We start from the raw sequence: 19,331 nt of genomic DNA, 5'->3' as shown, positions 1-19,331 counted from the left end.
ATATTTGCTTCGGGTGGGTTCCTAATAGTGGCGCTACGTTCACCGGAACTTGGGTGAAAATCGACCAACTCAGCCGAGGCGTAACCTTTTCGTTTCACGAAAGAGTTGGTCCGCAATCCAGCGGGTGTTGCTGTAAACAGACACGAAATCTCTGAAGAATCAAACGGTTAATTTGCATCAGTTTCTACAGACCAGCACCATCATAGCTCCGCCGCATCGTTGTCTCCCGAACCCGGCTTCACGTCCTGATCGACTTATTTAGGAGTCTCCTTACCAGTTCGATCGAGCGAATTATCAAACCAACCCTTGCGTTTGAAATGGTAAAGGGAAGCAATCAAAATAACTAACCAGTAGATGATCTCGACGGACCAGGCCAGTACTAGGTTGCCCCACGAACTCCGGACCACGACGAAAATCAGCACCACGTAAAGCGCCGCGGTGGCGCTCTGAATCTTGAGTGCCAGTTTCGTTTCCCCGGCTCCGATCAGTCCGTTGAAGTAGATGCTGCCAAAACTGAACGTGACTAAAATGCCCCACAAAACCCAGAAAACGGGGTAGGCTAACTCGATGAGGTAGGCCCGCTCGTCGCCGAGAATGGGGTAGAGCACCTGGTTAGGAAACGCGAGTAGGGGCAGAATCATTAGGGTAGTGAGGCCCAGGCATAGCCAGGAGGTCTTACGCAGCACGATCAGTACGTTGCCCCGCTCCCCACGGCCCATAAAGTAGCTCGCCAGGGTATTGATGCCCGTACAAAAGCCCCACGCGGGTACGGAAAGAATCAGGTAGGCAATCCGGACGATGTTCGTCACCGCCAGCGCCCGCTCGCCAAAGTTCTCGACCAAACCAAAAAACACGAACGCCGAGCCTAAACCAACCACCGACATGGCGACGATCGGCACCGACAGGCTAAAGATCTCACGAATGATGATCGGGTTGTACTTCGGTAACCGGATGATGTTGTAAATCCGGTTCTTCTTATCGAACGCCATGTAAATCAGAAAGACAAGCAGGGCCACGTACTCCGCAATCGTACTGGCCAGGCCCGCGCCCGCGATACCCATTTCGGGGAAGCCGTACAGCCCGAAGATTAGCGCCCGGTCGAAGAAGATGTTCGTAGCGGCGAGGATGAACGTATCCACCACCACGAAGACCGGGCGGGCGATACCGGTGTACAGGGCAATGCACGCCACGCCCAGGTAGCTGGCAAAGACACCCCACTTCCGCATCTCCAAATACTCCAACGCCTTGTCGAAAATCACGTTCGAGTCCACCAGACTGGCAAAAAGCCAGTAGGCGCCGTAGGTCATGAACAGGAACATAAGGACGGAAAGGAACACTTCGAAGTAAACCGTGTGGTAAAATACGGTCCCCACCTCCTTTGGTTTACGCTGCCCCGCCCGCCGCGCGATGAGTATCTGCCCCCCACGGCTGAAGCCAAAACCAATGGCCGCGATGATGATGTAGAACGTAGCGACGAAGCCAATGGCGGCAAAATCATCCTCGCTGCGGTAGTAAAGGAAGATGCTATCCGTCATCGCCACCACGTTCTGTGCGGCGCTCCCGATAATGATGGGGAGGGAAACTTTCCAGATGTCCTTGTAGGAGGTGCTTAACTTCACTGGGGGCTAAGGTAGGGAAGGGAAGGGATTGGTCTGTGGTCTGGAGTCTCTGGTCTCCAGTAGTATCGCAAGTAACCACAGACTCTAGACCTTAGACTGTCTCCCTACCGCCTAATTCTTCCTACCGCCTAATTCCCCCTACCCCCCAACTCTTCCGCCCGCGCCAAAGCCGCCCGCGCGCCGCTCTTAATGTCCTCAAAGACGCTCGTTTGCTCAAACGCCGCCATGGCCGCCTCCGTAGTACCGCCTTTACTGGAAACGCGCTTAATCCACTCGGCGCACGTGAGGTCGTTTTTCATTTGTAGCTCGACGGCCCCGCGGAAGGTTTGGGCCACTAGCAGTTCGGCCTCGCCGGGGCTAAAGCCCATTTCACTGGCCGCTTCGATCATCGCCTGCATGAAGTAGAGCACGTAGGCCGGTCCGCTGCCGGAGATGGCCGTGGTGGCGTCGATGGCGTGCTCGGTATTGACGTAGATGGCCTTCCCGGTGGTGTTGAGTAAGTTCTGAACCAGCACGAGCTCGATGCGCGTAACGGCGTCGCTCGCGGTGAAACTCGTCATGCCCAGCCCGATTTGCGCGGGGAGGTTCGGCATGGCGCGAATGATTTTCTCCACCCCCAAGCCCCGCTGGATGGTCGCGACCGTGACGCCGGCCATGATGGATAAGTAAACCTGTTGCGGATCGGTGAACGGACGGAGGGCGGCAAAGAGTTTGGCGCTGTCCTGTGGCTTGACGGCGAGGATGATGAGGTCGGCCGCTGCGAGACAGGCTTCTGCGTCGAGGTGTACGGTACCGATGTCTTCCGTGCGTAGGGTGTCGGCCTTTGCCGGGCTGCGCACGAGAATCATTAAGTCCTCCTTACGCACGAGGTGGGCACGGAGCAAACTGCGGGCGTAGGTCTTGCCCATGTTACCGCCACCGATGATGAGAATCTTCATGGATCGATCTTTAAAGGAGAAAAGTTAGTGCGCAAACTTAACGAAAGCACCGCGGTGAATTCTCCCGTCATCCTTCAGAGTACCATCAGCTTGCGTGGTTTTTCCGGTGCGGACCCAACAATGTTTTAGTTAATTGTATTTATTGTAGTGACAATTAACGTAATGGTATTGTCGGTACGCCTCCGTCCGACAAGCTTAGGGAACGTACTAACACCAGCAACCGCAAGAAATGGCCACCATCGAGAAAGTTATCCAGCAAGCAAAATTCAGTAACCCGCCCCACCGCGCCCACGTGAATATCTTATTTACCTCCAACTGGCTCAATCACCGGACGGCAACCACTTTAAAACCATTCGGGCTAAGCGCGCAGCAGTTCAACATCCTGCGCATTCTGCGGGGGCGTGCGGGCAAACCCGCCACCGTTAAGTTGCTGACGGAGCGGATGTTGGATAAGATGAGCAACACCAGCCGCCTAGTCGACAAGCTGCGCGACAAAAAATTAGTGCTGCGACAGGAGTGCCCAACCGATCGCCGCCGGGTCGACATTACGATCACGCAGGAAGGTCTGGAGCTGCTCGGGAGAGCGAGCCACGCGGTCGAGCAAGTCGTGGCCGAAAATTTCGCTACCCTGACCAGTGAAGACGCAACCCAGTTGAGTCACCTGTTGGATAAGCTGCGGGGGGAGGAATAGCGAAATAAAACAGCCTCCCCCGTTTTTGGTTATTCCTTATTTCGACTTGGGCGTGGTGGGTCGCACCTCTACCTTAGAAGGTAATGTCCGTGCCGGCATCCGCAACAGATCGACGACGATCTGCCCGATATCTTCCGGTTGGATTTTCCACGCGTCCGCTTCGCTCGGTTGGTGGTCGTTGAAGAAGGTAGCGACGCTACCGGGCATGATGGTCGTTACCTTGACTCCTTTGTCCCGAACATCCAGCATGACGGCCTGGGTGAAGCCGACCAGGCCGAATTTACTGGCGTTGTAAGCCGAGCCCTTAGGAAAGAAATTCGTGCCGGCCAGGCTCGCGATCGTGATGAGGTAGCCTTCGTTAGCGATGAGTTCGTCTAATCCAGCCTTCACCGAATTGAATACGCCGGTGAGGTTGACGTCGATGGTTTCTTGCCATTCCTCGGCGGTCAGGTCGGCGATGTTAGCGAAGTGGCCTACGCCGGCGTTGGCGACGACGACGTCAACGGAGCCAAATTCCTCCTTGCCCCGTGCAATGGCCGCGCGCTGGCTTTCCAGGCTACGAACGTCGGCTTCCATGCCGAGGGCTTTACCGGGGTGGCCGGCGGCGTTCAGTTTATCGGCGGCCGCACTGGCGCTGCTCTGGCTCCGGCTGGTGATGATGGCGTTTCCGCCGGCTTTCATGAGTTCTTCGGCTACGCTGTACCCAATCCCCTTGCTACCGCCGGTGACGTACGCGGTCTTATTTTTTATGTTGTTCATGTAGGCGCTAACGCGGGTGCGGGGTAGGGGTTCGGGGAGGCAACGTCGTCCGGAACGGCGTGAGTCGTTTCCTTTCGGCGGTAGCTACCTATACAAACGCACTGGTCTATCTTCTCCCATCTATCCAGACCTACTGATACTGCACTTGGCCGAGAGCAAGGAGGTTCTGCTCACCAATCAACCCCGCTCATTTTTGGTTAAACACGGCACCCGCGGCCGCGGCCCATTGAATAACAAACTGGCACGTCCCGACACCTAAGCCGGCAGTTAATTGAACCCGTACCGTAGGGCTTTGCGTTCCCAACACAAACTATCCTCTATGCGAAGCTTCTCGATTTTGCTTTCCCTACTTTTCCTCATCGCTGTTTCTGCCGCCTGTAACTCTCAGGGCCAAGTAGCGACCACCATGAGCGAAGAAACGGCCACCGTGGAAAACAACCCGGTTGCGTTCAAGTACGATCCACCCGCCGAGGCCGGTAAGGTGACGACCGTCGACGAGTCTGATGACTACTGGCGTGAAAATCTGAGTTCCCAGGCGTACAACGTCCTCCGCGAAGACGGCACCGAGCGCTCCTTCACCAGCCCGCTCAACGACGAAAAGCGCGCCGGCATTTTCACCTGCGCCGCCTGCGGACTGCCCTTGTTTAGCTCCGACACCAAATTTGAATCCGGCACCGGCTGGCCGAGTTTCTACGAACCCATCGACGCCGCCTACGTGACCCAGGACGAGGACGTGCGCTACGGCATGCGCCGCGTCGAAGTCAGTTGCGCCCGCTGCGGTGGCCACCAGGGGCACGTTTTCCCCGACGGCCCCAAGCCCACCGGCTTACGCTACTGCATCAACGGAGTGGCGATGAATTTTGCTCCGGCTACCGATTTAGGTATCGAATTGGAAGAGAAGTAGCGGGACTTTCTATCTTTGGGCGGAATTGTAGCGTAAAGTGTTATGGTCTGTAGTCTATGGTCTTTAGTACCACAGACTACAGACCCAGGACCAAAGACTACTCTTCCCGGCCCCATAGTTCAAGGGATAGAACGTTGGTTTCCTAAACTGAAAATGCAAGTTCGAGTCTTGCTGGGGCTACTAGTCAAGTCACAAAACCCGCTAACTACCAATGAGTTAGCGGGCTTCGTGTGTTGAGGGAGTAAGCCGCGGTGAGTAACCTAGCGCAGTCTCCGTTGAGTCGAGTAAGTGGTTGTAGGCTATTGCCGCAGCGTCCAGATCTCGTGAATGGGGTCGCCCTTGCTGCTCATACCCTTGTGTACCCATCCGGATGCGTCCACGGCATAGTTGAAGCTCAGCTGCTGACCGACACGGCTATCGTCACGACTGAAAAATTCAATTTTTTCCACGTACAGGCCATCGGCGTTCGTGGTGTACGACCCGCCGCCCGTCCCGGAAAATTGCCCGGTGTTGGTGTTGTAAGCGATCCACTGAAAACGGGTGCCGGAGAGGATTTTCATGGTTTTGCGGGGCCCGGTTCTCCGGTCGGAGAGATCCTGGAGTTTCCCGTCGACCTTGCGCCCGGTAATCTCCCAGGCACCCGCGACCGCGCCCTCTTTTCCGTCGTCGACCCGCGTCCAGAAACGGCTACCGTTGAAAACGAGGATGTCACCCGTCAGTTCGTAGTCGAAGGTGGTCGAGTTACCGACTTTGGCGGTGTCGGAGGAGTCGTACTCGTAAGTGACGCCAAAACTTTTCCAGTCCGCCCGCCAGGAGCCACCGAGTGTTGAGATGAACGCTCCGTCCGCTTCGTTGTAGGAAACCATCGACATGTGGGCGGGTGCAACGATCATAAATAATTTCGCCGGTCGGCCATCAGCGGTAAGGTAGCTGGACTGCCACGCACCGATCAGATTCGTGGGGCTGCTCACCGTCGTTTCCTGGGCGCGGACGCTGGTGCAGAGGAGAATGGGTAGGAGCAAAATAAGGAGCAAACGCATAGATTAGATACTGTGTGGTTGAGGAGGTGCAACGCCACCCAAACGTCGGGTTTGCTTCCGGGGGCGTAACTTTACGTGAACGTTTAAGTCCAGCCATCGTTACAAAAGGGTTCGCTCGTGGCGGCGAAGATTTGGATAGTTTTGATGTTGAACGGGTTCAGGGCTCGTTTTCATTGTCCAACCGCGCATTATCCTGGCCACGGTGTCGTTTGGCCCCGTCTTAAAATACCTACTTCCTTGGGACTCCGAAAAAAAGTAAACCTGATCATCTACCGCTTTCGTGAAAGAGGGCTGGAAGTATTCCTCGTTAACAAGCCCGATGAGTGGGACTTTCCCACCGGTGAGGTGCACGTCAACCCCGCTCAGGATCTAATCCAATTGGAGCCAGGTAAGGGAAGCGAAGAAGCCGTTGCGGTGGAAGGCGATTGGCACGAGATCCCCTCCCTGAAAGAGATGCTGTTCGAGGAAGGTAGTGAGATCGCCGAAAAAATCCGCGGCCTCGAAACGGGGACTTTTGTGACCATCAAGGACGCCCTCAAGAGCCACCTCCCGGAGCCACAGGTGAAGTTCCTCCGTGAACTACGCGACGTCATCACCGATCGGAATTCCGTAAGGGATCTCTAGGAAGGGAGTCTATGGTTTGTAGACTATGGTCGTGAAGACTATAGACCTCAGACCAAAACCTTTTGCCTACAGACTACAGACCATAAATTCCTACCTTTGCCGCTTACTAAAACACCCCCTCCCGGATGGCGGCAGCAACGGACATCAAAGTAGATTTAAGCGTAGCCAAAGAGCTTGGCCTCATTGAAACGGAATACGAGCGGATCGTAGAAATTATGGGCCGCGTCCCGAATTTCAACGAGCTCAGTATTTTTTCCGTGATGTGGTCCGAGCACTGCTCTTACAAGAACTCCATCATGTGGCTCAAGACGCTCCCCCGCGACGGCGAGCGACTTCTGGTAGCCGCGGGTGAAGAGAACGCCGGCCTCGTGGATATTGGCGATGGACTGGCCTGCGCCTTCAAAATAGAAAGCCACAACCACCCCAGCGCGTTGGAGCCCTACCAGGGAGCCGCCACCGGTGTTGGCGGAATTCACCGCGACATCTTTACCATGGGTGCCCGGCCCATCGCCTCCCTCAACAGTTTGCGTTTCGGCGACCCGAGCTTGCCCCACACCCGCCACCTCGTTGACGGGGTCGTGCGGGGTATCGGGGACTACGGTAATTGCTTCGGCGTGCCCGTCGTTGGTGGCGAAGTCGTCTTTCATCCGAGCTACAACCAGAATATTCTCGTCAACGCCATGTCGGTCGGAATCGTCAAGCACGGCGAAACCGTTTCCGCCTCGGCGGATGGCCCCGGAAATCCAGTTTTCATCGTTGGTTCGGCAACCGGTAAGGACGGTATTCACGGAGCAACCTTTTCTTCGGCCGACCTGACGGAGGACAGCGCCGAAGATCTGCCGGCCGTGCAGGTAGGCGACCCCTTTCAGGAGAAACTTTTGCTGGAGGCCAGCCTCGAAGTGATTACGACCGGTGCCGTCGTCGGGATGCAGGACATGGGCGCCGCGGGGATTACGTGCTCGACCTCCGAAATGTCCGCTAAGTCCGGTACAGGAATGAAAATCGACCTGGACAAAGTCCCCACCCGCCAGAAAAATATGAAGCCTTGGGAGATTCTCCTCAGCGAAAGCCAGGAGCGGATGCTCATCGTATGTAAATTGGGTATGGAGAAAGAACTCCTGGCCGTTTTTGACAAATGGGACCTGGAGTGTGAGCAAATCGGTGAAGTAACCGACACCGGTCGGCTGGAGTTTTATGCCGGCGGCGAACTCGTCGCCGACGTGCCTTCGGAGCCCCTCGTCCTGGGCGGCGGTGCACCCGTCTACGAACGCGAAACCCAGCGACCGACCTATTTGGATAAAGTGGACGCCTTCGACATAACCGACATTCCCGTGCCGGAAGACATGGTCGCTACGGCCAAGCAAACCTTCATGTCGCCCAACCTCGTCTCTAAGCACTGGGTGACGGATCAGTACGACGGGACCGTGCGGACAAACTCGATGTCCGAAAACGACCGCTCCGACGCCGCCCTCGTGCGCGTAAAGGGTTCCGAGAAAGTACTGGCCGTGACGACGGACTGCAATTCTACTTACGTCTACGCCGACCCTTACAAAGGGGCGATGATTGCCGTAGCGGAAGCCGCCCGGAACATCGTTTGCTCGGGTGGCACGCCGGTCGCTATCACCAATTGTCTGAACTTCGGCAATCCTTACAACAAAGAAGCATTCTATCAATTCGTTAACGCCATCAAGGGAATGGGCGACGCCTGCCGGGCGTTCAACACGCCAGTTACTGGCGGGAACGTCAGTTTCTACAACCAGAGCCAGTACGAAGGCGGCCGCGTGGAGCCGGTATACCCCACTCCGACGATTGGTATGTTGGGCCTGCTGGACAACGTGAAGCACCGGATGTCACTCGGATTTAAAGAGCAGAATGACCTGATCTATCTCATTGGGGATAGTCACGACGACATCAGTTCCAGCGAATACTTACGCCGCGTACACGGCGTCGAGCAGAGTCCGGCACCTTATTTCGATCTGGCGGAAGAGCAGGCGTTGCACGCAGCTATTCACGGGCTGATCCAGGGGGAGTTAATCAATTCCGCCCACGACGTTGCGGACGGGGGGCTGTTTCAGTGCATTATGGAATCCGCCATCGAGGGTGGCCGTGGCTTCGACGTAACTAGTGACATAGCCTTTCGCCCGGATGCTTTCTGGTTCGGGGAAGCGCAGGGTAGGGTAGTCGTTTCCGTAGCGGAGGGCCGGACGGCGGCGCTGGAAGATAGCTTGCGGGATCAAGGAATCGGGTTTACCGTGCTCGGCCTGGTGCGGGGTGATGACATTACCGTCGACGGTAAAAAGTGGGGCGAACTCGATGAGTTCATGGCGATGCACCAGCTTACGCTCGGAGCATTACTGGACGCTTAGTTTTCCTCGTAAACTGATTCACTCAACTACCGTCAAAAGAGCTCAGCTGCGTGAGCCACCGCGTAAATACTTTGCACCAGCGGCCGCGCTCCTGACTTCCGGGCTTATCCGCGGTGCTTCGCCGGACCATAATAGGTTTCGCTGTTTATGACCTGTTAATGTCTCTGAACTACGAGTGTAGTAGAAGAGGCCGCTACGTATATTTGTGCAGTTCAATGCGTTAGCATTTGGACGATTTAAACGTGAATATTATGAAATTTTTCAGTTATCTGTTTGGCTTGATGCTGCTACTTAGCTTCACTTCGTGCGGTGAGGAAGTGAGCGGAAGTTTAGTAAAGGGCCAGTTAACGGGTGCCGAGAATCTACAAGTCGCCCTCGACCAGGTGATGATCGCGGAGGAGGCCAAGCAGAAAGCAATCGCGGCCATTGGCCCCGACGGAAGCTTCGCCCTCGGGTTCGTCGAAGGCCTCGCGCCCGGAATCTACCAGCTCCGAATCGGTGCCCAGACGGCGCTACTCAGCGTGGAGACGGACGAGAAGGTCATCAGCATCACGGGGCAGCTGACCGACCTGAATGACTACACCTTCAAGGTTACGGGTTCGCCGTCTACGGAACAGCTGCAAACCACCATGCAATCGCTCCGCAAAGGGCAACTACAGATGGAGGACGTCGAGCGACTAATCAGTGAAATCGAAAGCCCCAACACCGCCGCGTTTGTCGCCTATTCCGTGCTGGGACGTGCCGGTGGCGCCGCGCTCCCGATTCACGAAGCTACGCTAGGCCGGCTCGCCGATAGTAACCCAAATAAGGTTGCTTACCAGCAATACGTAGCCGCCCTGACCCAACGGCAGAACGCGCAAAAAGCAACGGAGCGCATCCAGGTGGGGCAACCCGCGCCGGATATCACGCTGAATAGCCCGGACGGAACGCAGTACAAGCTGTCCGATTTACGGGGGCAAGTCGTGCTGCTGGACTTCTGGGCCGCCTGGTGCCGCCCCTGCCGCGCGGAAAACCCGAACGTCGTCAAGGTGTACGACCGGTATAAAAATGACGGCTTCACCATCTATTCCGTTAGCCTCGACGGAATGGACGCCCGGCGCACGGCCAACATGAACGCCGACCAACTCGCCGCGGCCACGGAGAATTCTCGACAACGCTGGGTGGCGGCCATTGAACAGGATAAACTGGCGTGGCCCTACCACGTGAGTGAACTCAAGCACTGGGACTCGTCCGCCGCCCGCGATTACGGCGTGCGGGGTATCCCGAGAACGTTTCTGGTCGACCGGGAGGGTAAGATCGCGGCGGTCGGCCTCCGGGGTGCAGCTTCGATCGAGCAGGCGCTGAAAAAGCTTATCTAGTTAATCGCCCGAACACCCGGGCATTCGTAAATAAGCCCCGTTCCGAAAAGTCGGAACGGGGCTTATTACGTTTGGGGAAGATTGGTGCTTACTTAAGGCGTCACAATAATTCGGCGCGCTACCAAACGATCGTTCATCCGCAGACGCAGGAAATAAACGCCGGCGGGCAAGTTGCTCACGTCGATATTCTCTTCGAAGTCGAAAGCTGACACTTGGATGCCGGACCGGTTAACCAGAACCTGACCGGCCGTATTAATCAGTTGGTAATTTAGCTCACCGCCAGCGTCGAGGTTTTCTCCGGAGACCCGCAACGTCTGACCGCCCGCAACCGGGTTGGGCGCAACCGTGATGGCCGCGTCCAGCGCCGCGTTGACGGTAGCGGTCAGTTGCCGGCCGTTGCGGAACGTCGACGTTCCGACGAATTCACTCCCCACCACGTAGTTATTGACCGGGCGCACCCGCCAGTAGTAATCCGTGCGGGAACGAAGGCCCGTAGTAATGGTGATGCTGGTATCGGTGGTCGTGCGCGCGATGGTTACGGCGGTGTTGAAGTTATTAATGTCGTTAACCTGCACCACGTAAAAGTCAGCATTGGGGGCGGAGTTCCAGACCAGCTTAACGCTGTCGCGGTACACCAACCGGGCGCCATCTTCCGGTGCCAGTAAAGCCATTTGACTAGCGTCGGCCCCCACCGTGTCGGGAGTGAACTCGCTCACCAAGCCGAGCCGGCCATCCAGGTTGGCGAACATCGCGCCCTTCTGATCGTCGGTGAAACCGGTAACGCAAGCGTCGTTTGCGTAGGACATGATGTTAAACGCCGGTACGGCGAATCGAACGTTATCCGGGTCGAGTAAGCTATCCCGGTACGTTCCCTGATTGGTACATTGCCAGCGCTGCATGAGGTAGTCAGGTGCCGTATCACAAAACCCATCCGCCGCGTCCGCGCAGTTGCTGCCGTCAACCTTTTCGACCAGAATGTCGCGTCCGCGGTAGTTAACCGTCTCCGGAGCGGGCTCATTTAGATCGATGTTATCGATTAAGTCTAAGCTTTCCCAACCGTAGAACGTGTGGGGAAGACTCAAGTAGTGGCCAACCTCGTGGCTCCACGTTCGGTCACCCGCGCCGAGACAGCCGCGGCCGAGCGCAACGGCATCGGCAATGCCACCGGCGTAATATCCGCAAATACTGGGGTCGATGCGCTCGACGACGTAGGTATTCAGGTGGGCATCGATGTTGTTTGCCCGCATCATTTCCCGGCCGAGGCTGATGTCGTGGCGATTGTAGCGGGTGCTCGGGAGGTACTTTATGACGCCACTGATGAAAAACTGCACATTTTGATTTCTAAAATCGCTGTTCAGTAATTCCATTGACTTCAGGAACTTGGTGGGATTGGGGTAGTTCTCGTCGGTGTCGTCGCCCACGAACACTACGTTCATCGGAACGTAGCGAACGCCGGCGGACTTCTCACCGCGCGGGTACGCACCGGCTTGGTACTTTTCTAACCAAGCGGATTTTTCCGTTGTGCCGCACCAACCGCCTGGATCCGATTTGGGCTGTGCGGAGAGGAAAAACGCAAAAAGTAGTAATAAGGAGGATAGGATTAATTTCATGCGTTAGTTGGGGTGGGCGCCGGAGAGTAAGTTTGACGACAAATGTAGGGCAACGAGTCTGCGTGACGAGTCACGTTGGCGGCATTTACCCGGTTCCGGTCAAAATTCTCTACTTTCGCGTAACGCTACCGAACAGCCGTTGATGTTTGGCATTAAGGATAGTACAATAGTCAAATTAAGCAAGTATTCATGAGTAAAGTAACCATAGTCGGCGCCGGTAACGTCGGGGCCACCGCGGCCAACGTCCTGGCCCACAAAGACCTCGTTAAGGAGGTCGTCATTCTGGACATTAAAGGCGATTTCGCGCAGGGCAAGGCGCTGGATAGCTACCAGCAGGCTAGCGTCGATGGCTTCAGTACCCGCCTGACGGGCACGAGCGATTACGCCGACACCGCCAACAGTGACATCGTCGTCATCACCGCCGGCATTCCCCGCAAGCCGGGCATGAGCCGCGACGACCTGATCAGCACCAACGCCAAGATCGTCACGATGGTTACCCGTTCCATCATGGAGCACTCCAAGAACCCCATCATCATCGTCGTTTCCAATCCGCTCGACGTGATGACTTATGCTGCCTACAAAGCTTCCGGTCTTCCGAAAAGCCGCGTCTTCGGCATGGCCGGTATTTTGGATACCGCCCGCTACCGTGCTTTTCTGAGCATGGCGCTCGACGTATCGTCCAAGGACATCCAAGCCATGCTGCTGGGTGGCCACGGTGACACCATGGTTCCACTGCCCCGCTACACGACCGTATCGGGCATTCCCGTCACGGAATTGATCGGTGAAGAAGAACTCGAAGCCATCGTCCAACGGACGAAGAAGGGAGGGGGTGAGCTCGTCAAATTGATGGGCACTTCGGCCTGGTACGCACCCGGTGCCGCCGCCGCCCAAATGGTCGCCGCGATCCTCCGTGACGAGCAGCGCATCTTCCCCTGTTGTGCATTCCTCGAAGGAGAGTACGGCCAGGACGGTATTTTCCTCGGCGTCCCCGTCAAACTCGGCAAGGATGGTATTAGCGAGTTGCTCGAACTGAAGCTCAACGAAGCGGAAATGAAGTTGATGCACGATTCCGCCGACGCCGTGCGCGACGTGCTGGAAGTTTACAAAGGCATGAACGTCTAATTTCCCTAGTCCAAAAATAAAGTAGGCCTCACTCGATTCGGGTGGGGCCTTTCTTTTTGCACAGTCCCGCTAGCTATCGAGAGTGCAGCCTGTAGGCCGAGGTTCTCCGGCCCGAATGCCAGTACGCTCTCCTTCTGCGTAGTCCCGCTAGCTATTAGTAATACAAGTTATAGGCCGAGGGCCTCCGGCCCGAATGTAACACGGGCCAGTCATACACGTCCTATCATTCGGGCCGGAGGCCCTCGACCTAAGTTGGGAGGTCGCCGTAAGTGAGCCCGGGCTTATGACGGGAGCACCAAAATTTGGCTCAAGAGTTACTACTCCGCAACCATTAACGATGTGTCATAATAGGCTGAGGGCCTCCGACTCGAATGGAAGTACGCTTTCTTTTTGCGCGCAGTCCAATAGCTATTAAGAGTGGCAGGGCAGTACAGAAGAGCCGTGTTTATGAGCATGAACCCCTCAGTCAAGTTCCGCCAGAAAAACGCTTAACGCATCCACATCTTTATTACCGGGAGAAACCTCAAACCGGCTGTTCACGTCCACACCGAGCAACTGCTGGTGGTCGATAACGTTAATTTTAGCCGCATCAGCGGGGCCGATTCCACCGCTCAGAAGAAACGGAGTGGTGCCCTCGTATTCTCTTAATTTATCCCAGTCCCATTTTACGCCCGTCCCCCCGTGGTCTGCTTGGCCACCGGTATCGAACACAAAAAATGCGCAGGAGCTGGCGTAGGCTAGGGTGGTGGCGAAGTTAAAATTTTGGTCCACGGAGAAAGCCTTCACGATTTTGGCCCCGCGCAGGGTATTGACCGACCAGAGCAGTTTTAGCTCCTGGCAGTAACCGGGGCTTTCCGCACCGTGTAGCTGCACGTAGTCCAGTTCGTAATCGTGCACGGTGTTGAGCACGTAATCTACTTCCGCGTTGACGAAGACGCCAACTTTAGCGACGTCGGCAAATAGATCTTGGTGCTCCGCTACCCACTTTTTGAGGACGGGGCTTTCTGCGTAGCGTTTAGATTTACTGTAGAAAATGAAGCCGACGTAATCTACTCCGAGCCCGAGGACGGCCTCAATATTGTCTGGTTGGGTAAGCCCACAAACTTTGCGCTGCATCGAGGATTAGATTTGTCAGAACAACGCGCAGCGACGTAATTGGGTTACCGGCCCCCCAGGCTAGCGGAGCGCTTCCCCCAAATAGACCCTGCACCCCCGATAGCCACCGGGGGACCGCGCCACACCTTACGCAATCGCCCCGTCATATAGTTCTTCAATCTCACCGACCTTGGCGATAAAGTCCCGCAAAGCCCGCCCGGGGTCGGCCTGGCGCATGAAGTGCGTACCGATCAGAAAGCCATCGTACCCCTCCCGCCGCAAACGCGCCACGGACTGCGGATCGTCGATGCCCGACTCGCTGATTCGTACCAGGCTGGGGGGCAGCAATTCCACTAACTGAATGCTGTTGGAAATGCTGACCGTAAAGTCTTTCAAATTACGGTTGTTGACCCCCACGACGTTCACCTCCGGGCTCAGCTTTGCGGCCTCCTCCTCGTTGTGGATTTCGCAGAGTACTTCTAGCCCGATCTCGTTGGCCTCCGCGGCAAATTCGTCAATTTCACCCGCGGAAAGGGAAGCCGCGATAAGCAATATGGCGTCGGCACCCATGGCTTTCGCTTCGTGAATCTGGTAACGGTCGATGGTGAAATCCTTGCGAATAACGGGCAACGTGACGGCCGCCCTTACCCGGTCGATATCGTCGGGTTGCGCGCCGAAAAATTCCTGATCGGTCAGGCAACTGATCCCCGCCGCGCCACCGTTCGCGTAGGCTGCGGTAATTGCGGAAGGATCGGCCGCGACGTTGATGTCCTGCTGGCTCGGCGACTTGCGTTTGAACTCAGCGATGATTCCGTAGTGCTTACTCCCCCGGATGGCATCCGCGAGGCTGACGCAACGCCGACCGTAGCCAGCAGTGTCACGTAGGGCCTCCAGTGACGTTTGCTGCCGCCGGCGCGCGACCTCGATCCTTTTAAATTCGTTAATGCGATCCAGGATGGTCAAGTTGGTTCTTTGTTTCACAATAGTCGTTTTAGTACTCCGCGCGCGTTGCCACTCGCCAGACTTTCGGCGGCCTCGGCCACGCAGTCGGTGAGGGAGCGCTCGGGGTGGATGGTACGGATGGCCAGTCCCGCATTAGCGCAAACGACGTTCCGCTGAGCGATTGTCGCGGTGTTGTCGAGTACGGATAGGAATATTTTTTTACCCGCTTCCGCCGTGGAGCCGCCGTAAAGATCACGTTGGGCCAACCGGTCAAAGCCAAAATCGCCCGGTTCCAGAATGGTGGAGCCAGTCCGGCTGCGCACCGCCGCCGGGCCGGTGAGGCTGATCTCGTCGTAGCCGTCGAGGGCGTGGACGATGGTGTACGCTTGGCGGGGAGCGTCCTGCAGAATGTAGTCGTAAACCCGGGCCACCTGGCGGTCGTAAGTGCCGAGCAATGAGTAAGCTGGCCTGGCTGGATTGAGTAGCGGGCCGAGAAGATTGAAGAAACTACGCACTTTGAGCCCCTTGCGCACCGGTACTACGTTCTTCATCGCCGGATGAAACAACGGTGCGTGAAAAAAGCAAATGCCCGCCCGATCCAGGGTCGCGAGCAGCTGAGACTGATTGTTGGTAAAATTTACGCCGAGGGCGACCAGTACGTCACTACTCCCGACGCTACTGCTCACGCCGTAGCTCCCGTGCTTCGTTACCGGATAGCCCGCCCCGGCCACCACGAAACTGGAGAGCGTGCTCACGTTAAAGGTATCCTTTCCGTCCCCACCCGTACCCACAATATCGATCGTTTCCAGGCCGCCAAGATCGATGGGGTGGGCGAGTTCGAGCATCGCATCCCGAAAGCCCTGAATCTCCGAGAGCACGTTGGGGCGCATGTTGATGGCCGAGACGACGGCGGCAATTTCCATGTCACTGGCCGCCCCGTTACCGACGCGGGAGAGCATTTCGTACGCCGCCGAACGCGACAGGGGCTCGCGCGCGTAGAGCTGGGTGAGGAGAGATTTCATACGGTAAAGCTAGTTAGCCGGCGGGGATAATGGGCCGTGGTAATAAAACGACGGTGGGTGAGATTGACCGACGCTTTGGATAACCAGCGTGGTTACTGCCGTGGTCAGTAAGTTCAACGATTAAGTGGGTAACCTTTACTTACTCGGGTTCTTCAACAGATCCTTTACGGACTGGTCGAACGACCGGCTAAATGCCTCGTACTGGCTGGTTGCCGGGCCGTTAAAACCGGTGTGGATCCGTTGCACCATGTTGTTACGATCCACGAAAAGTAGTGTGGGGAAGCTAATGATCTTGTCGAGCATCGGGAGGGCCTCGCCCGCTTCCTCCTTATCGGAACTACCGGCCAGTAGGACCGGCCAGGTAACGCCCGTATTATCCAGATAACGTTTGATGGCCGCCCGGCTCCGGTCGTCGTCCGCGCCGTACTGTTCGAACGCCAGCGCAATTACGGCGAGATCCTGCGTCTCCGTAATGGCTAAGTAATCCTTGATGAACTCGGCCTCATCGCGGCAATTAGGGCACCAAGTTCCCATAATTTTGATGAGTTTGGGCCTTCCTGCGTACGCGGGGTCACTCAGGCTGACCGTATTTCCGTCCGCGTCGGGGAAACTAAAGTTGAGGGGGACGGGGTCGATCATCTTGGTAATTCCGTCCGGGTCGGCCAGCTTGGCTTGGTCATTTCGTTTTGCCGTCCAGTTGGCGATGTAGTGGCGGCCCGCGAGAAAGCTGCCCTTCAGCGCGTCGTCCGGCCCAATCGTGGCTTCAAACAGAAAAGCGTGGCTACCGTCAAAAACACTTAAGTAAGCCTTATTCGCCTGGACGGTTCCTTCCAAATACCGGTAGTCCCCGGTCTCGGTGCGGAACGTGCCGCTCAGTTGATTCTTGTCCTGCGTAAATTCCGCGATGCCCGGGTAGGTACCGTCTTCATCGGTGAACGCTACTTCCCAGATACCCGTCAGATCGGCGGCGGGTTCTTTACGCAACGGAGTGAAACGGTATCCTTTGCCAAAGTAGGCTTTGAAGGGGATGCGGTAATCGCTCCGATAATTGGTTACCCACACGCCCTCGAGGACGTTCTCCTCGTGGTAAGCACTGATGTAGCTATCGTAGACGGGGAAGTTGATGCGTACGGTATCCCGCCCGGCCGCCTGGTCGCGGCCCGTGACGATATCTTTTGCCGGGACGACCATCGTCTCCTCCCCATTGTGTATTTCCATGCGGAACGTTGTCTCCGTTTCGTAAATCACGTCGAACGTGAACGGTAGCGCCCCCGAGGTAACTTCCGCTAAATCCAGGTCCGTCTTCTCCGGTATCGGCGCCCCTTTGGGGTTAGGAACGATGGGGTTGTATTCCAGCTCCAGTATCCCCCGGTAAGGGCCGGGCGGAAGGCTGGGGTAGCGTTCCTGCACAAAGGTGCAGGCGGAGAGCAGGCACAACATCAGCAAGATGGTAAGGGGACGGATCATAATAGTTGATTGTTGAAGGCTGCCGCATGGGCTGACTACGGGGCCGGCTGATTCCGATTAAACCGCGTCGGTGCGCGCAACGAATCAGGTGGGCGCTTACGAATCGCGGGCGTAATGAGCAACGCTCGCCGATCAACCTGGTTGCACGAAAAAGCCCCAATCCACGCGGGGTGAACTGGGGCTATGGTGGTCTCGGATGGAATCGAACCATCATCGCAGGCTTCGGAAACCTGAGTACTATCCGTTGTACTACGAGACCAGATTACGCCGCCACGACGACCGAATGGTAGCGGCCGCGTTCGGGGCGGTGCAAAAGTACTCGTGCGCCCCGGACTATGCAAGTAAGTCCGTCACAAAGGTGAAGCATCGCTTTATCACCCGCCGTTGCAACGCAATTTAGCCGATCATCTTTTTAATGTCCGCCCCGGCCGACGGATAGGCCAATACGAGGTGCTGCAGCGTCGTGATCTTTATTTTTTGGTGAATTGCCAGCGAGAAAAGGTTGATCACCTCGTCGGCGTGGTCACCCAGCAGGTGTGCCCCGACGATTAAGTCTTCTTTTTCGTCGATGATGAGTTTGTAAGCGCTGACCACCGCGTTGACGTGCGCGTTCGAAAACCATTCGGTCGTGTCCTCGAATTTGATCGTCAGATCGCGTTCATCTTCGTTAGCCTGGTCGACCGTCAACCCTACGGCGGTGATCGGGGGCAGGGTAAAGGCAACGGTCGGGATGGGGAGGTAGTCTACCTCCCGGTTCTTGCCCTGGAAAAGATTATCGGCCAGCAAGCGCGCTTCGTAAGTCGCTACCGGGGTAAGGGGAAGGCCGCTGTTAGCGCAGTCGCCAATGGCGTAGTGGGCGCTGACGCTGGTGCAGAGTTTCTTATTGACGGCGATGCCCTTATCGTCAAAGTCGATCCCGGCTTTATCCAGTCCCATTCCCTTTACGTTGGGGACGCGGCCGGCGCAGTGAATGACTTGATCGGTAGCTACCCTGAACTGCTCACCGTCTTCCGGCTCACAAACTACCTCGTAAGATCCGTCAGCAGCTTTTTCGATGCCGGCGGCTTTGGTATTGAAGTAGAACTTGATGCCGTGGTCTTCTGCGGCCTTAGTGACCAAATCGTTTAAATCCTGGTCAAAATTGTCGACGGGGCTGTCACCGCTGGCCACGACGGTAACTTCGGCTCCCATCGTCGCGCTGATCTGGGCGAAGCTGGAGCCAATGTAGCCGCTACCGATGATGAGTAATCTTTTGGGAAGTTCCTCCATTTCCAGGAAGCCGGCGCTATCGAGGTAGTGTTCTTTGCCGGGGATGTCCAGTGGTGCGGGTTTGGCTCCCGTGGCGATGACTACTTGCGTAGCCGAGACGGTGACGTCGTCGCCAACGTTGATTTTCCCCGGGCCGGTAAACATAGCGGCGCCCTCCAGGCATTCTATGCCCTTTTCGGTGAGCTTCTTGACGGTAGCGGGCGGGATGGGGTCGGTGAAGGTGCTTTTCCACGCCTGCAAATCAGGCCAACTGACGGCGGGCTTATCCTTAAAGCCTTTGCCCTGCAGGCGGATTACTCCGTTCATGGCCTTGGCCGCCCCGTAAAAGACTTTTTTCGGGTCACAACCGCGGATGGGGCAGGTGCCCCCGTACTCCCGCGATTCAGTAATCCCGACCGAGTGCCCCGCTTCGCGCGCGGAAATGGCCAGCGATTGACCGGCCGGCCCGCAGCCGAGGATAAAAAAGTCGTAGGTTTTGTGTGTCATAAACGTGATTGGGGTATGC

General features: G+C 56.5%; 16 protein-coding genes and 2 tRNA genes. 7 read left to right on the top strand and 11 right to left on the bottom strand.

The annotated features are described in order from the left end of the window. Positions 1 to 254 precede the first annotated feature (254 nt). Both GGR27_RS20370 and proC read right to left on the bottom strand, forming a co-directional pair. Complete coding sequence (locus GGR27_RS20370; RefSeq protein WP_168036075.1) at positions 255 to 1,619, bottom strand: MATE family efflux transporter; 1,365 nt, start codon at positions 1,617 to 1,619, stop codon at positions 255 to 257. A gap of 128 nt (positions 1,620 to 1,747) precedes the next feature. Further along, positions 1,748 to 2,557: a pyrroline-5-carboxylate reductase gene (gene proC, locus GGR27_RS03935; protein ID WP_168036074.1), complete on the bottom strand. Its 810-nt coding sequence runs from the start codon at positions 2,555 to 2,557 to the stop codon at positions 1,748 to 1,750. 229 nt (positions 2,558 to 2,786) lie between these two features. Between proC and GGR27_RS03930 the strand changes: the two genes are divergently transcribed. Continuing rightward, positions 2,787 to 3,248 (top strand): MarR family winged helix-turn-helix transcriptional regulator, encoded by a 462-nt coding sequence (locus GGR27_RS03930; protein WP_168036073.1) that lies wholly within the window; start codon positions 2,787 to 2,789, stop codon positions 3,246 to 3,248. Positions 3,249 to 3,284: 36 nt separating this feature from the next. Here the strand turns inward: GGR27_RS03930 and GGR27_RS03925 are convergent, their stop codons facing one another. After that, entirely contained in the window at positions 3,285 to 4,007 is a 723-nt protein-coding gene (locus GGR27_RS03925; protein ID WP_209037867.1) for an SDR family oxidoreductase, read from the bottom strand. A 406-nt stretch (positions 4,008 to 4,413) separates the two neighbouring features. Here GGR27_RS03925 and msrB point away from each other — a divergent pair, with 406 nt between their 5' ends. Together msrB and GGR27_RS03915 are read left to right on the top strand one after the other, a co-directional pair. Continuing rightward, positions 4,414 to 4,911 (top strand): peptide-methionine (R)-S-oxide reductase MsrB, encoded by a 498-nt coding sequence (msrB, locus tag GGR27_RS03920; RefSeq protein ID WP_406603636.1) that lies wholly within the window; start codon positions 4,414 to 4,416, stop codon positions 4,909 to 4,911. Positions 4,912 to 5,019: 108 nt separating this feature from the next. Then, positions 5,020 to 5,091: transfer RNA gene (locus GGR27_RS03915), tRNA-Arg, on the top strand. Between the two features lie 119 nt (positions 5,092 to 5,210). On the opposite strand, the gene GGR27_RS03910 is transcribed toward GGR27_RS03915, so the two are convergent. After that, positions 5,211 to 5,951, bottom strand: a complete 741-nt coding sequence (locus GGR27_RS03910; RefSeq protein WP_168036071.1) for a membrane or secreted protein — start codon at positions 5,949 to 5,951, stop codon at positions 5,211 to 5,213. A gap of 237 nt (positions 5,952 to 6,188) precedes the next feature. On the opposite strand from GGR27_RS03910, the gene GGR27_RS03905 reads away from it, so the two are divergent. The 3 genes from GGR27_RS03905 (at position 6,189) to GGR27_RS03895 (ending at position 10,299) form a co-directional block, all read left to right on the top strand. Next, positions 6,189 to 6,575 (top strand): hypothetical protein, encoded by a 387-nt coding sequence (locus tag GGR27_RS03905; protein WP_168036070.1) that lies wholly within the window; start codon positions 6,189 to 6,191, stop codon positions 6,573 to 6,575. A 125-nt stretch (positions 6,576 to 6,700) separates the two neighbouring features. Then, entirely contained in the window at positions 6,701 to 8,941 is a 2,241-nt protein-coding gene (purL, locus tag GGR27_RS03900) for a phosphoribosylformylglycinamidine synthase subunit PurL (RefSeq protein ID WP_168036069.1), read from the top strand. Positions 8,942 to 9,192: 251 nt separating this feature from the next. Further along, positions 9,193 to 10,299, top strand: coding sequence for a TlpA family protein disulfide reductase (locus tag GGR27_RS03895; protein ID WP_168036068.1), 1,107 nt, complete (start codon positions 9,193 to 9,195; stop codon positions 10,297 to 10,299). 92 nt (positions 10,300 to 10,391) lie between these two features. Here GGR27_RS03895 and GGR27_RS03890 read toward each other — a convergent pair whose 3' ends face one another. Next, positions 10,392 to 11,909 (bottom strand): zinc-dependent metalloprotease, encoded by a 1,518-nt coding sequence (locus GGR27_RS03890; RefSeq protein WP_168036067.1) that lies wholly within the window; start codon positions 11,907 to 11,909, stop codon positions 10,392 to 10,394. Positions 11,910 to 12,098: 189 nt separating this feature from the next. On the opposite strand from GGR27_RS03890, the gene mdh reads away from it, so the two are divergent. Beyond that, positions 12,099 to 13,031, top strand: a complete 933-nt coding sequence (gene mdh / locus GGR27_RS03885; protein ID WP_168036066.1) for a malate dehydrogenase — start codon at positions 12,099 to 12,101, stop codon at positions 13,029 to 13,031. A gap of 462 nt (positions 13,032 to 13,493) precedes the next feature. Here the strand turns inward: mdh and GGR27_RS03880 are convergent, their stop codons facing one another. From GGR27_RS03880 to GGR27_RS03855, 6 genes are all read right to left on the bottom strand, one after another. After that, positions 13,494 to 14,147, bottom strand: coding sequence for a phosphoribosylanthranilate isomerase (locus GGR27_RS03880; RefSeq protein WP_168036065.1), 654 nt, complete (start codon positions 14,145 to 14,147; stop codon positions 13,494 to 13,496). Positions 14,148 to 14,273: 126 nt separating this feature from the next. Then, the gene (trpC, locus tag GGR27_RS03875; RefSeq protein WP_320060334.1) at positions 14,274 to 15,107 is read right to left on the bottom strand and encodes an indole-3-glycerol phosphate synthase TrpC; all 834 of its coding nucleotides are present in this window, start codon (positions 15,105 to 15,107) and stop codon (positions 14,274 to 14,276) included. Then, positions 15,104 to 16,090: an anthranilate phosphoribosyltransferase gene (gene trpD / locus GGR27_RS03870; RefSeq protein WP_168036064.1), complete on the bottom strand. Its 987-nt coding sequence runs from the start codon at positions 16,088 to 16,090 to the stop codon at positions 15,104 to 15,106. Before trpD ends, trpC begins: the two co-directional genes overlap by 4 nt. A gap of 135 nt (positions 16,091 to 16,225) precedes the next feature. After that, positions 16,226 to 17,557, bottom strand: coding sequence for a TlpA disulfide reductase family protein (locus GGR27_RS03865; protein ID WP_168036063.1), 1,332 nt, complete (start codon positions 17,555 to 17,557; stop codon positions 16,226 to 16,228). Positions 17,558 to 17,741: 184 nt separating this feature from the next. Next, positions 17,742 to 17,816: transfer RNA gene (locus tag GGR27_RS03860), tRNA-Arg, on the bottom strand. Between the two features lie 137 nt (positions 17,817 to 17,953). Continuing rightward, on the bottom strand, positions 17,954 to 19,312 hold the full coding sequence (locus tag GGR27_RS03855; RefSeq protein ID WP_168036062.1) for a dihydrolipoyl dehydrogenase family protein: 1,359 nt from the start codon (positions 19,310 to 19,312) through the stop codon (positions 17,954 to 17,956). Positions 19,313 to 19,331 lie beyond the last annotated feature (19 nt).

Source organism: Neolewinella antarctica (genome assembly GCF_011927835.1).
GTDB classification, from domain to species: Bacteria; Bacteroidota; Bacteroidia; order Chitinophagales; family Saprospiraceae; genus Neolewinella; species Neolewinella antarctica.
Note: the sequence above shows the minus strand (reverse complement) of the source record. Positions and strands in the feature narration are given on the sequence as shown.

Bases quoted from the DNA above. Each gene is read 5' to 3' on its own strand.
- proC (WP_168036074.1), bottom strand. From the start codon at position 2,557: ATGAAGATTCTCATCATCGGTGGCGGTAACATGGGCAAGACCTACGCC.
- GGR27_RS03930 (WP_168036073.1), top strand. From the start codon at position 2,787: ATGGCCACCATCGAGAAAGTTATCCAGCAAGCAAAATTCAGTAACCCG.
- GGR27_RS03925 (WP_209037867.1), bottom strand. From the start codon at position 4,007: ATGAACAACATAAAAAATAAGACCGCGTACGTCACCGGCGGTAGCAAG.
- msrB (WP_406603636.1), top strand. From the start codon at position 4,414: ATGAGCGAAGAAACGGCCACCGTGGAAAACAACCCGGTTGCGTTCAAG.
- GGR27_RS03910 (WP_168036071.1), bottom strand. From the start codon at position 5,951: ATGCGTTTGCTCCTTATTTTGCTCCTACCCATTCTCCTCTGCACCAGC.
- purL (WP_168036069.1), top strand. From the start codon at position 6,701: ATGGCGGCAGCAACGGACATCAAAGTAGATTTAAGCGTAGCCAAAGAG.
- GGR27_RS03895 (WP_168036068.1), top strand. From the start codon at position 9,193: ATGAAATTTTTCAGTTATCTGTTTGGCTTGATGCTGCTACTTAGCTTC.
- GGR27_RS03890 (WP_168036067.1), bottom strand. From the start codon at position 11,909: ATGAAATTAATCCTATCCTCCTTATTACTACTTTTTGCGTTTTTCCTC.
- mdh (WP_168036066.1), top strand. From the start codon at position 12,099: ATGAGTAAAGTAACCATAGTCGGCGCCGGTAACGTCGGGGCCACCGCG.
- GGR27_RS03880 (WP_168036065.1), bottom strand. From the start codon at position 14,147: ATGCAGCGCAAAGTTTGTGGGCTTACCCAACCAGACAATATTGAGGCC.
- trpD (WP_168036064.1), bottom strand. From the start codon at position 16,090: ATGAAATCTCTCCTCACCCAGCTCTACGCGCGCGAGCCCCTGTCGCGT.
- GGR27_RS03865 (WP_168036063.1), bottom strand. From the start codon at position 17,557: ATGATCCGTCCCCTTACCATCTTGCTGATGTTGTGCCTGCTCTCCGCC.
- GGR27_RS03855 (WP_168036062.1), bottom strand. From the start codon at position 19,312: ATGACACACAAAACCTACGACTTTTTTATCCTCGGCTGCGGGCCGGCC.